At 55.7% G+C, this 11,874-nt stretch carries 12 protein-coding genes; 7 read left to right on the top strand and 5 right to left on the bottom strand.

Annotated elements, in window-relative coordinates:
- Positions 1-52: 52 nt before the first annotated feature.
- The 3 genes from ABWV33_RS05025 to ABWV33_RS05015 form a co-directional block, all read right to left on the bottom strand.
- A complete protein-coding gene (locus ABWV33_RS05025) occupies positions 53-1,612 on the bottom strand; it encodes a DUF427 domain-containing protein (RefSeq protein ID WP_353329341.1) in 1,560 nt (519 codons plus the stop codon).
- A 421-nt stretch (positions 1,613-2,033) separates the two neighbouring features.
- Positions 2,034-2,735: a winged helix-turn-helix domain-containing protein gene (locus tag ABWV33_RS05020; RefSeq protein WP_353329340.1), complete on the bottom strand. Its 702-nt coding sequence runs from the start codon at positions 2,733-2,735 to the stop codon at positions 2,034-2,036.
- A complete protein-coding gene (locus tag ABWV33_RS05015) occupies positions 2,707-2,994 on the bottom strand; it encodes a hypothetical protein (protein WP_164621328.1) in 288 nt (95 codons plus the stop codon). Before ABWV33_RS05015 ends, ABWV33_RS05020 begins: the two co-directional genes overlap by 29 nt.
- 186 nt (positions 2,995-3,180) lie before the next feature.
- Between ABWV33_RS05015 and ABWV33_RS05010 the strand changes: the two genes are divergently transcribed.
- From ABWV33_RS05010 to ABWV33_RS04995, 4 genes are all read left to right on the top strand, one after another.
- A complete protein-coding gene (locus ABWV33_RS05010) occupies positions 3,181-3,636 on the top strand; it encodes a hypothetical protein (RefSeq protein WP_164621113.1) in 456 nt (151 codons plus the stop codon).
- Positions 3,637-3,746: 110 nt separating this feature from the next.
- Positions 3,747-4,364, top strand: coding sequence for a ribonuclease HII (gene rnhB / locus ABWV33_RS05005; RefSeq protein ID WP_353329339.1), 618 nt, complete (start codon positions 3,747-3,749; stop codon positions 4,362-4,364).
- A 107-nt stretch (positions 4,365-4,471) separates the two neighbouring features.
- Positions 4,472-5,575, top strand: a complete 1,104-nt coding sequence (locus ABWV33_RS05000) for a site-specific DNA-methyltransferase (protein WP_113822378.1) — start codon at positions 4,472-4,474, stop codon at positions 5,573-5,575.
- Between the two features lie 158 nt (positions 5,576-5,733).
- Positions 5,734-7,116, top strand: a complete 1,383-nt coding sequence (locus ABWV33_RS04995) for an adenylate/guanylate cyclase domain-containing protein (protein WP_113822467.1) — start codon at positions 5,734-5,736, stop codon at positions 7,114-7,116.
- Between the two features lie 109 nt (positions 7,117-7,225).
- On the opposite strand, the gene ABWV33_RS04990 is transcribed toward ABWV33_RS04995, so the two are convergent.
- Together ABWV33_RS04990 and mutY are read right to left on the bottom strand one after the other, a co-directional pair.
- Positions 7,226-8,359, bottom strand: coding sequence for an alkane 1-monooxygenase (locus tag ABWV33_RS04990; RefSeq protein ID WP_353329338.1), 1,134 nt, complete (start codon positions 8,357-8,359; stop codon positions 7,226-7,228).
- A gap of 63 nt (positions 8,360-8,422) precedes the next feature.
- Positions 8,423-9,478 (bottom strand): A/G-specific adenine glycosylase, encoded by a 1,056-nt coding sequence (gene mutY, locus ABWV33_RS04985; RefSeq protein WP_353329337.1) that lies wholly within the window; start codon positions 9,476-9,478, stop codon positions 8,423-8,425.
- An 80-nt stretch (positions 9,479-9,558) separates the two neighbouring features.
- Between mutY and ABWV33_RS04980 the strand changes: the two genes are divergently transcribed.
- The 3 genes from ABWV33_RS04980 to ABWV33_RS04970 are packed head-to-tail and all read left to right on the top strand — an operon-like array spanning position 9,559 to position 11,865.
- The gene (locus ABWV33_RS04980) at positions 9,559-10,065 is read left to right on the top strand and encodes a DUF721 domain-containing protein (protein WP_121997745.1); all 507 of its coding nucleotides are present in this window, start codon (positions 9,559-9,561) and stop codon (positions 10,063-10,065) included.
- A gap of 13 nt (positions 10,066-10,078) precedes the next feature.
- Complete coding sequence (locus ABWV33_RS04975; protein WP_113822375.1) at positions 10,079-10,747, top strand: DsbA family protein; 669 nt, start codon at positions 10,079-10,081, stop codon at positions 10,745-10,747.
- Positions 10,747-11,865 carry a CaiB/BaiF CoA transferase family protein gene (locus ABWV33_RS04970; protein ID WP_353329336.1) on the top strand — a complete coding sequence of 373 codons (1,119 nt, stop codon included), beginning with the start codon at positions 10,747-10,749 and terminating at the stop codon, positions 11,863-11,865. Before ABWV33_RS04975 ends, ABWV33_RS04970 begins: the two co-directional genes overlap by 1 nt.
- The last annotated feature ends 9 nt before the right edge of the window (positions 11,866-11,874 follow it).

Raw genomic sequence — 11,874 nt, 5'->3', positions numbered from 1 at the left:
GTGAACCGCTTTGTGAAACACGGGCAGGGCGCGAAACCGGTCTGTTGGCCGCTTAGGGACGTTTGGATGTCTGCACGGCGTGGCAGCGGACAGGACGAGACACGTTGTGCAATGTGACATCCCCTAAATCTTTGGCCTGACTGCAAGACGGCAGAATATCCTGTGACACGACTATGCGCTCCCCAATGGTTTTGCCATAATCGCCGAGCCGGGCCGCGATGTTCGCAGCCTGTCCAATGACCGTGAAATCCAGACGCTCACGCGATCCGATATTGCCATAAGTCACGCGCCCAAAGGCCAATCCGATGGCGCAGTCACAGGCAACACCAACCTCATCTTCGCATGGCGCAGAGAGCTGTTCGACGATTTGCATGGCGGATTTCAGGGCCTGATCGCAGGCAGATCTCGCATCCTCATCCGCCGGAAAGACGGCCAGCACCGCGTCGCCGATAAATTTAAGGACCTCTCCCCCGTGATCATGGATAATACCGGAAACCGTTTCAAAAAAGGTGTTCAGCAGCGTGATGTAGGCACCACGCCCCAGCTGTTCTTCGAGCCGGGTTGATCCGCGTAGGTCACAAAACATGATTGCCGCGTCGATTTCATCACCATCCCCGCGCCGGATTTCCCCACCCAGCACTCGCGCACCGGACCGTTTGCCGACATAGGTTTCCAATAAAGACTGTGCATTCTCGCGCTGCATGAACACTTCGTAGAACCGGCCAATTACGGCAGAACATTCAAAGACCAATCCAAGGTTGGCCGTTGTAAACCCATCTGGATGGTCGCTGGTTAGGGTCAGCACATTGGTGCGCCCATCAGAAAATGGGATCGGCATGGCGACATAATCGGTCGCCCCCTTTGCGCGCAAATCCTCCATGATGGGAAAACTGTTTTCCGGGTGATCGTCGGTCAGACGTTGGCGCACCCCGCCCAGCCCATTGGACACATGCCGCAAGGGGCTATTGGTAAACGATGGGTGGTCATGGATTTCATAGGTGGGCGCAAAGGTTGAAATCTGCTCTTCGCCCTTTTCCCAAATATAGTGTTTGCCGGCGATTAGCGGATGCAGCGACCACGCCAGAATACCAAGACGGGAAATCGCGATCCCATGTTCTAACATCTTTTCTGCCAGTGCACGGGTGAAATCTTCGGGGGTGGTCAAGGTCGAGGCGCCCCGCATCAGCCAATCCACCAAAGGGCCGCTGATGTTGCCGTCATCGGGATCGCGCAGGGTATTCTCGCCCAGATCAATCTCCGTATAGGCTTTTGGCATGAAGGCAACGTAGCCTTTGATTTCCTTACTTTCCGGCAACGGGCGTTCATAGGCCCAGACCGAATTCTCGATCTGCTCACGGTTCAATAAAATGTCGCGATAGCGTGCCGTGCCCTTGAAAGGGCAAAACGTCTTCAGCGCGGATGGCTCGCTCAGATCCACCAGCACATCGTCGCGCGGAACGTAGATCGTGGGCGGCAGCCGAGTTTCATACATAACCTTGGCATTTTTGGTTTTTGCTATGACGACATCGTTCCGACGGACTGTGATTTCGCCACTCAAAGGCTGGACATCAATGCCGTACCCTTTGATCTGTGGTGTTGCGTGGACGTTCATGGGGGGATCCTCCCTTCGCCAGCGCGGCCTGTTTCTAAGGATGGGGCGGGTCGGGCCAAAAACCAAGAGCCACATGCAGAAAAGTTATGTTTCGTGCGCGCAATCGGTTAAACAAGGCGTCTATGGGTGAATGAGGAACTAGATGCTGCACAGGGTTTTTACATTGGGTGTCTTTTTGATCGCAACAGCGGCTGCTGCGCAGCAGACCGCACCTCAGCAACCAACGCGTGATCAATGCATTTGTCTGAGTGTGTGTGCCTCAAAGAACCAAGGAACGCTGCAAACCAATGTGGGGCAGGGGTGCCCACCGATCGCAGATGAGTTGATTTATGACAACATGGCGACCTGTAACTGTCAGGCGCTGGGCTTAGCGCCCAAACCCCCTACACAGTCGAAACAGAAAACATCCCCCAACCATTGATCAGATCATCTGGATCACGTCTTTTTCAATGGCCAGCATATAGCCGCGGCGCGCGATGTTTTTAACCAGCAACTCACTGACGATCTGATTGCCCAAGGTGTCGCGTAACCTTTTGATCCGGGTGGCTCCCGCTGCTTCTTCACAGTCGGTGGCGTCCTTGCCGGAAATCATCGCTTCGATCTGCACGCCAGACAACACGTCGTCATCCATGCGGGCTTCGGCCAGAACCGAAAGCGTTTCAATCGCCGCTGGGGTCAGCTTGAAATCGAGGTTGTTGAGATAAACGGTGTTCTCCTCGCGGCTGATAAGCAACGAATTGACCTGTATACCGGTGCGTTCGATCTGGGCCATGCGCCGGTTCAATGTGACCAGCATGATCAGGAACACAAAGCTCGCGACCAGCAAGGCGGCCGCAAACACCAACAGAACAAATATGACCATGCGATAGCTGCTCAGCGTGTCGGAAAATGCTGTGCCCGATTGTGCCAAAATCTCCAGCAATTTGATTTCTGCCTGCGTGGTCAGATCGTTTTCAATGAATACGCGTTCAACCCGCGCATTAAAGGCATTCGCGTCGGGCAAGGTCAGAACCAAAAAGACGGCGGTGACCGCAAGGATCACCACGATGGCCGCAATGCCAAACCCAACAAGCCGTGTGCCTGATCGGCGTGCCTCAGAAACGGAGATAGTAGGATCCGGCATCCGCTTTCCTTTCCTGCAATCCCTCGGGACCAAAGACAGAGATGACGTTCAACAGTGTCCAGCCAGCCGCTTGCAAACGGGCGGATGCCTCGGTGGCGGCTTGGTTCGCAGAACACGTGCTGACTTGAATGACGCCGTAATGCAGGCGCAGGGGGCTGTCTTGTTTGGCCTTATAATCGGCATAACAGTCGGCGGCATGTGCCGGCGTCTGAACCAAAAACAGGGCTGCGAAGGCGAGGAGGGGCAAGAAATGTCTCATGCCCGTCACTCTGCGCTGTGAGGCGCGGATATTCAATAACAACAGGGCTTTGGGGCCGCTGATATCCAATAACATGGGCGCGATATTGCCTGTCTGAACGGGGGTGGACCAGTTTGGTTTCATCAACACACCCCTGCTTGGCGGGGGACGCAAACCACAGTTCCACGGACCCCGAAAGGACACACCATGCACCGCAAATTCATCGCCCTTATCGTAACAACCGCAATTCTGGTCACAGGTTTTTCCGCCGCTCCAGCCCGGGCCGGGGATGCTGAAAAACTCTTGGGTGGACTTGCCGCTCTGGCCATCCTTGGTGTCGCAGTCAATGAACACAACAAACGCAAAAAGCGCCGGCATCAAGACGTCACGCGGAACAATCACAGCTACCAGCCGCCTGTGACGCGCCCCTTGCCATCACACGTCGCGCGCTATGATCTGCCCGCCCGTTGCCTGAAACCGATGAAAGGCTACCCCGGCAACAGCGCCCTGTTGAAACCAAAGTGTCTGAGCAAGCACTACCGCCATGCTAACAGCTTGCCGCAGTACTGCAAAATCTCGTTCTGGAATGGGCAGCGCACCAAACAAGCTTATGAGCCACGCTGCTTGCGTCAGCAGGGCTACCGGGTCGTCCACAACTATTAAGTGTCGAGCAGCGATGACGCCGCGAAAAGGTGTCACGCGAGGGAGGAGGGGAAACAGCCCCTTCTCCCTTTTTTCTTGCCAATTTGGGCCAAACGCGATTTCCCAAGGGCATGACACAGCCTGATTATGAACTGGAACGCGCGTTGCACGCGCAAGGGTATCTTCGCATTGCGGGGGTGGACGAAGTGGGACGCGGGCCATTGGCAGGTCCGGTGACGGCTGCGGCGGTCATTCTGAACCCCGCACAGATCCCCAAAGGGTTAAATGATTCCAAGAAGTTGAGCGCCAAAAAGCGTGAAATGTTGGAAACCAGTCTGATGGCAGAGGCCGAAGTTTCCATCGCTCACGCCACAGTTGAAGAGATTGATCGAATCAACATCCTAAAAGCGTCACATTTGGCGATGGAGCGCGCCGTTGCCGCGTTGGACCCGCCCCCAGATTACCTTTTGATCGACGGAAACCTGATTCCAAAGGGGTTGCGGACTCCATCCGAGGCTGTGGTCAAGGGGGACGGTCGATCTGTTTCCATCGCGGCGGCTTCAATTGTGGCCAAAATGTGTCGGGATCGTGTCATGGTGGATTTGGCGCAACAGCATCCAGGTTATGGGTGGGAAAAGAACGCGGGATATCCGACCAAACAGCACCGCGAGGGGCTGCAAAATATCGGGGTAACCCCACATCATAGGCGTTCGTTCAAGCCGGTACACAATATCTTGTATCAAGAGTAAATCATAAGCCCCTGTTTTAATAAAGAATTTGACCCTGAATCCTCTTTGACTCATCCTAGGGTTAACCAAATGAGCGCAAAAATGCGCCGTGGAACTTGAGGCAGAGCATGACAACAACCACCGTAAAGAGCGCAGCCGCGCTCCCTCTAAACACGATTCTTTCTGGTGACTGCATCGATGTGATGAACAGTTTGCCTGAATCGTCTGTTGATCTGATTTTCGCTGATCCCCCATACAATTTGCAGCTCAAAGGTCAGCTGCATCGCCCGGACAACAGTCAGGTCGATGCCGTCGATGACCATTGGGACCAGTTTTCGAGTTTTGCTGTTTATGATCAATTTACCCGCGATTGGCTGAAAGCCGCGCGGCGTCTGCTAAAGCCCAACGGGGCGATCTGGGTGATTGGTTCGTATCACAACATTTTCCGCGTGGGCACAGCCCTGCAGGATGCGGGATTTTGGATTCTGAACGACGTGGTTTGGCGTAAATCGAACCCGATGCCGAACTTCCGCGGCAAACGCTTTACCAACGCGCATGAAACGATGATTTGGGCCTCGAAAGAAGAAGGTGCCAAATACACCTTCAATTACGAAGCCCTCAAGGCGCTGAACGAAGGCATCCAGATGCGCAGCGATTGGGTTATGCCGATTTGCACAGGTCACGAACGTCTCAAAGACGAAAACGGCGACAAAGCACATCCGACGCAGAAACCCGAAAGCCTGCTGCACCGCATCCTGGTTGGCTCGACCAAACCCGGTGATGTGGTTCTGGACCCCTTCTTTGGCACCGGCACAACCGGCGCAGTCGCCAAAATGCTGGGCCGTGAATTCATCGGCATCGAACGCGAAGCAGCCTATCGCAAGGTTGCCAAAAAACGCATCGCTAGCATCCGTAAATTCGACCGCGAAGCACTGGAAGTCAGCGCAAGCAAACGCGCAGAACCCCGTGTGCCCTTTGGTCAGCTGGTAGAGCGCGGCATGCTGCGCCCTGGCGAAGAGCTGTTTTCGATGAACCAGCGCCACAAGGCCAAGGTTCGTGCAGATGGCACACTGATTGGCGACAACATCAAAGGCTCAATCCATCAGGTGGGTGCGCATCTTGAAAACGCCCCATCGTGCAATGGCTGGACCTATTGGTGCTTTAAACGCGAAGGCAAAACAGTGCCTATCGACGTGCTGCGCCAACAGATCCGATCCGAGATGCGGAACTGATTTCAAACAACAGATCAAGAAAACCGCCGGTGCCTGTGGTCTAACCCATGGCACTACACCTTGCCCCGCCGTTTTCGGCGGGGTTTTTTTATTGTTACGTAGGGGTGTTGAGCGCCGGTGTGATCGCCTATCTTGCAAGTAGTCCGCAGGAGAACAAAATGTCCGACATCAGCGCATCAGCCCCTGAACGGAAACGTTTGTTTGTAACGCAGCCGGACGAGCCTGAAATACAGAACCAATACACCGAGGCCGTCTGGGAACGCCACAAACGCGAAGGGCTTGAACTGGCGGTGCGGGCCCGCTGGATTGCGATGGCGATCATCGCAATCTTTTTGGTGTTTATCAATCCGAACTGGGATGTGCTGTATTACCATTTTATTCTGGCTTTGATCGCGGCCAACGGCTGGCTGATCAGACGTGCGGGACGCGTTGGTCAATCTGGGGTCGAATTGCTGCTGCTGTTTCTGGATTTGTTAATCATGACATTGGGCATGATCATTCCCAATCCGTTCAGCGACGATATCCGACCCGTTGCGATGCAGTACAGGTTTGACAATTTCCAATACTTTTTCATCATTCTGGCCGGGGGTACGCTGGCGTATTCTTGGCGCACGGTGATTGCGATTGGGACATGGACGGCAGCCATGTGGACAACCGGATGGGTCGCCGTCTGGTGGTTTACCAAACCGATTGCGGGGCTGTCAGAACGCTCTGCAGACGCCTTTGCTGGGTTCCCTGATGTTGCCGAGTTCATGAACCCGAACAGCGTCATGCCCTCGCTACGGGTGCAAGAAATCATTGTCTTTCTGTTGGTTGCAGTCACGTTGGGATTTTCGGCCCGCCGGTTCAATCGACTTTTGATGTCCAATGCGGGGTTAGAACGGGAACGCGCAAACCTGTCACGCTATTTCTCACCCAATGTGGTGGAGCAGTTGAGTCAAAATGATGAACCGCTGAAGAAAGTGCGCAAAGCCGATGTCGCGGTTTTGTTCATCGATATCGTGGGGTTCACCAAATTTGCCGCGGGGCGCGACCCATATGCGGTGATCGAATTGCTGCGCGGGTTTCACGCCCGTATGGAAACCGAAGTTTTCCGTCATCGTGGCACCTTGGATAAATATCTGGGCGATGGGTTGATGGCGACGTTTGGCACGCCAATGCCGGGGTCCAAAGATGCGACAGATGCGTTGGCCTGTGCTCGCGCCATGGTACGGGTGATGGAACAGTGGAATTTGGAGCGCCGACGCCTCAATGAACCGGAAATCAAGGTTGGGATCGGCGTACACTATGGGTCGGCCGTGCTTGGGGATATCGGGGCAAACCGTTTGGAATTTGCAGTGATCGGGAATGCCGTGAATGTCGCCGCCAAGCTCGAGGCTCTGACGCGGGACTATGGCGTTGGCATCGTCATGAGTAACGCGTTGCGCGAACAAGTCCTGCGAGAAGCCAGTGTCGGTTTGGATCTGGTGTCAGGATTTGAGCTGCACGCTCAACAAAGTGTGCGCGGAGTGGACGGTGAAATGGATATTTGGACCTATTGATCCGCTGCGCGGGGAAACAAGGGCTCCCGCCTGCCGTTGGTGCCTTTGGCACCGCCTCTCGTTGGGCGTGGCAGTGTGGGCAAGCCCACACTGCGGTGGCGCGGTCGAGTTAGCGTGGCATCGGGTTGGTGCCCTTGTTGTATGATTTCCAATCCGTGATTTCTGGATAGTATTGGCGTCGCCATCCCCGCACGCGCGGATTCATGACCCGACGCCAGAGCGGAGGGATCATGGCCGCAACCGTCATGACCGGATAGCCATAAGGCAGCTGTGGCGCAGCGGTTTCAGCGTGGTTTTGCAGCAGGGGAAACCGGCGATTGGGTTTGTAGTGGTGATCTGAGTGGCGTTGCAGATTGATCAACAGCCAGTTTGACGCTTTGTGAGCAGCGTTCCAAGAATGGTGGGGGTGAACATGTTCATATTTCCCTTCCCCCAAATGCTTGCGGGTCAGGCCATAGTGTTCCACATAGTTCACCAGCTCTAGCTGCCAAATGGCAATGCCGGCCTGAAACAGGAACAGCCCCACACCGGCCCACCCGCCAATGCCAAAGGCGAGACACAGCATCAGACCTTGCAAGGCCCAATAGCGAAAGAACGGGTTGGAAAAGCTGGTCCACGGCTGCCCTCTGCGCGATAATTGCTTGGCCTCCGCCCGAAACGCGGAAGCCAATGATTGATACAGCACCCGAGGGTAGAACCGATGGAACCCTTCGTTATAGCGCGCGGTGACCGGGTCCCGCGGGGTGCCAACATAGCTGTGGTGCACCAGCAAATGTTCGGATCGGAAATGAGAATACAGCACCATTGCCAAAAGGATGTCGCCAAGCCAGCGCTCGTGGCGGCTTTTCTGGTGCATCAATTCATGAGAGTAATTGATCCCAATCGTGCCCGAAATAACGCCAACCCCAAAGAACAACGCGATCTTTTCGCTGCTGGACAGGTGGCCGGACTGGGTAGCATAGGCGATCAGACCAAACACGGTCAGGAATTGCAGCGGCACCCAAGCCTGCGTGAGATTGATATACCAACCCAAGTCTTTGTCCGGGGTTTCAGTATCGGCATTGTCCAGATTCAGCCCGGTCAGATAATCCAGAATCGCAAAGGCCCACCAGGTCGTCAGGGGCACAGCAATAAGCCACCAGCCACCCTGCGTGGCGGTGACCCACACCAAGGGGATCAGCAGAAACGAGATCCAAAACGGCAGCGCGCTTTGCCAACGTGTTAGGATTTCAGGAGCAATCATTGTTTGGTCTCCACACCTGATTGGGCGCACTCTACCCTCATTCAAAGCGGTCGCCCAAGGGGGCTATTGGCCGCGCCACAGATCATATGCTTTGCGCATCACAGTCGGCAGGTCAGAGGGGCGAAAGTCATGTTTGTCGAGGATTTGCAGGGCGTTGGGCGTCATGTGATCCGGCAACTCAGCGCTGTGAACGGTCAAGATCAGATGAAAATGCGTGAACGTGTGCCGGACTTCGCTGCTCAGGGCCTGCCACTCTGCCATAAAAGGGGGACTGGGCTGTGGCGCATCGTTCCAGTCAGACCCCGGCCACCCCAGCATGCCGCCCAACAATCCTTTGTCAGGACGGCGTTCTAGCAACCAAGCCCCGTCTGCCCGCTGTGCGAGATAGACATGCCCATATCGTGTGGGCTTTGGCTTTTTAGGGGTTTTCTTAGGCAGTTCTGGCGCGGTGCCTGCTTGGCGGGCCTCACAGGGGTCACGTAATGGGCAAATACCACAGGCCGGTGATTTAGGGGTGCAGATGGTTGCGCCCAGATCCATGACGGCTTGGGCGTAATCCCCGGGCCGGAGTTGCGGGGTTAATTCACCAGCGCGCGCCTTGAGCTGTGCCTTGGACGCAGGCAACGGGTCGTGAATGTCAAACAACCGGGCCATGACCCGTTCGACATTGCCATCCAACACCGTCTCGGGCTGATCAAAAGCGATGGATGCAATCGCCGCCGCCGTATAAGGGCCAACGCCGGGCAGCGTTAGCAACGCGTCATAGGTATCAGGAAACTGCCCGTCATAGTCATTGGCAACAACGCGGGCACATTTCAACAGATTGCGCGCCCGAGCATAATAGCCCAAGCCCGCCCATTCTCCCATCACCTGCTCATCAGGTGCGTCGGCCAAATCGCGCACCGTGGGCCACCGCGCTGTGAAACGGTGGAAATAATCGCGCACAGCAGCCACAGTTGTTTGCTGCAACATTACCTCTGACATCCAGATTCGATACGGGTCCGGGCAAATTCCCGCCGCTCGATCTGCCGGGCTGACCCGCCATGGCATGTCGCGTGCATGCACATCATACCACGCCAGCAACGCGTCACTCACGGGAATGTGTTTGTTGTATTGCACGTAATTTTCCTTAGCTGTTCGGTTTCGCTGGCACCTGACCGCGTGCCCCGTACAATAGCGCCGAAAGACTCGGATACCAGATGAAGCCTAGACGATCCTCAACCCGCGGGTTCAAACGCACATCGATGCTGTTGAACGACCAGATCCGGCGCGCCGGTGAAAGCCGTGGCTTTGCGGTATCTCGGCTGTTGACCCACTGGTCGGAAATCGTCGGGCAGGACATTGCCGCCATCGCCAAGCCTGTGAATGTGGGCTATGGGCGCGGCGGGTTTGGCGCTACGCTGACGGTGCTGACCACCGGGCCACAGGCACCCATGCTGGAAATGCAAAAAGAGCAACTGCGGGAACGGGTCAATTCGGCCTATGGTTACAACGCCATCAGCCGTATTCGCATCACCCAGACCGCACCGATCGGGTTTGCCGAGGGGCAGGCCAGTTTCGATCACAAACCGAAACAAGCAAAATCCCAGATTTCCCCCGAAGTTGCCGCAGATGCAGAACACTCTGCCAGCGGTGTTGGGGATGATGACTTACGTGCGGCCCTTGAACGCTTGGGCCGCAATGTTTTATCGAAGCAGAAACGTTAAGAAAGGGCCGCGAATGAGCCGCTTTGGAACCGCAATTTGTGCTGCCGTGGCGATCGCCGCAGGTGGGTATTGGCTGACACAGTCGCAAAGCACGCAAACAAGTGCGCCGCTGATTGGGGCTGCATTTGCGCAGGACGCAGGTGATATCGACACGTCAACCATCATCGAGATGGTCCAAGGTGCCGAAGATGCTCCAATCGAGATGATCGAATACGCCTCTTACACCTGCCCGCATTGTGCGACCTTTCACGAGGGAACGTACAAAGAGTTGAAGAAGGATTACATCGACACCGGCAAGGTGAAATTCATTTTCCGCGAAGTCTACTTTGACCGCTATGGTCTGTGGGCCTCGATGGTCGCACGTTGCGGTGGACCCGAAAAATTCTTTGGTGTCAGCGATCTGATCTTCAAAGGTCAAAGCGATTGGGCCCGTGCGGGCGGTCCGGCTGAAATCGTGGACGAACTACGTAAAATTGGCCGCGTTGCCGGTTTGGACAATGACGCGCTCGAGGCGTGCCTGCAGGATGGAACCAAGGCGCAGACCTTGATCAAATGGTACGAAGACAACGCCAAAGCCGATGGGGTTGAGTCAACGCCAAGCTTCATCATCAACGGCAAAAGCGTTTCAAACCAGTCTTACGCCGACTTCAAGAAAGTTCTCGACGCGGAACTGGCCAACTGATGACGGCACCGCTGTCGGGCCTCAAGGTCATTGAACTGGCACGTGTTTTGGCTGGCCCTTGGGCTGGCCAAACACTGTCTGATCTGGGGGCTGCAGTCACCAAAATCGAATCTCCCGCAGGCGATGATACCCGCGCCTGGGGCCCTCCCTTTGTGACGCGCGATGATGATGTGTCGGCGGCCTATTTTCACTCGACCAACCGGGGCAAGTCTTCAGTCACTGCGGATTTTTCCACTCCCGAAGGGCAGGAGCAGGTGCGCGACATGGTGCGCGACGCTGATATCCTGATCGAGAATTTCAAAGTCGGCGGGTTGGCGAAATACGGGCTGGATTATGACAGCCTGAAAGAGATTAACCCACGTCTGATCTATTGCTCAATCACCGGGTTTGGGCAGGATGGGCCATACGCCCACCGCGCGGGCTATGACTTCATCATCCAAGGCATGTCTGGCCTGATGTCGATCACCGGGGAGCCTGAGGGTCAGCCGCAAAAATCGGGCGTCGCGATCACCGATATCTTTACCGGCATTTATGCGGTGACCGGGATTCTATCCGCCTTGCATCAACGCGAAACCACGGGTCGAGGGCAACATGTGGATATGGCGTTACTGGATGTTGCGGTCGCTGTGACGGCCAATCAGGCGCTGAACTATCTGACCACGGGGACCGCTCCGGGGCGTATGGGCAATGCGCATATGAATCTGACGCCCTATCAGGTGTTTGATTGCGCGGATGGTCATATCATCATAGCCACCGGCAATGACCGGCAATATCAACGCCTGTGCAAGGTGCTGGATCTCGAGGATATGGCCCAAGCGCCAGAGTTCCTGCGCAACAAAGACCGGATCGCCAATCGCCGCGTGATGATTGCACGTTTGAACGGGGCAACCGCGCTACGCGATAAGGCTGATTTGTTGGCTGCGTGTGAAGCCGTCGGTGTCCCTGCTGGCCCCATCAACACCTTGGATGAGGTGATGGTTGATCCTCAGATCGTGGCGCGCGGCATGCAGATTGAATTGGACGGCGTGCCCGGTGTCCGTGCACCGTTCAAGTTTTCTGATGCAGATCTTGCCTTGCACAGACCTGCGCCGAAACTGGGCGAAGACAACGTTTCCTGAGAAACCCGC

The sequence above is a fragment of the Phaeobacter sp. NW0010-22 genome (assembly GCF_040365955.1).
GTDB lineage: Bacteria > Pseudomonadota > Alphaproteobacteria > Rhodobacterales > Rhodobacteraceae > OMPR01.
This window is presented reverse-complemented; position numbering and strand designations above follow the sequence as displayed.

Coding starts and splice junctions, on each gene's coding strand:
- ABWV33_RS05025 (WP_353329341.1), bottom strand. CDS start 1,612: ATGAACGTCCACGCAACACCACAGATCAAAGGGTACGGCATTGATGTC.
- ABWV33_RS05020 (WP_353329340.1), bottom strand. CDS start 2,735: ATGCCGGATCCTACTATCTCCGTTTCTGAGGCACGCCGATCAGGCACA.
- ABWV33_RS05015 (WP_164621328.1), bottom strand. CDS start 2,994: ATGAGACATTTCTTGCCCCTCCTCGCCTTCGCAGCCCTGTTTTTGGTT.
- ABWV33_RS05010 (WP_164621113.1), top strand. CDS start 3,181: ATGCACCGCAAATTCATCGCCCTTATCGTAACAACCGCAATTCTGGTC.
- rnhB (WP_353329339.1), top strand. CDS start 3,747: ATGACACAGCCTGATTATGAACTGGAACGCGCGTTGCACGCGCAAGGG.
- ABWV33_RS05000 (WP_113822378.1), top strand. CDS start 4,472: ATGACAACAACCACCGTAAAGAGCGCAGCCGCGCTCCCTCTAAACACG.
- ABWV33_RS04995 (WP_113822467.1), top strand. CDS start 5,734: ATGTCCGACATCAGCGCATCAGCCCCTGAACGGAAACGTTTGTTTGTA.
- ABWV33_RS04990 (WP_353329338.1), bottom strand. CDS start 8,359: ATGATTGCTCCTGAAATCCTAACACGTTGGCAAAGCGCGCTGCCGTTT.
- ABWV33_RS04980 (WP_121997745.1), top strand. CDS start 9,559: ATGAAGCCTAGACGATCCTCAACCCGCGGGTTCAAACGCACATCGATG.
- ABWV33_RS04975 (WP_113822375.1), top strand. CDS start 10,079: ATGAGCCGCTTTGGAACCGCAATTTGTGCTGCCGTGGCGATCGCCGCA.
- ABWV33_RS04970 (WP_353329336.1), top strand. CDS start 10,747: ATGACGGCACCGCTGTCGGGCCTCAAGGTCATTGAACTGGCACGTGTT.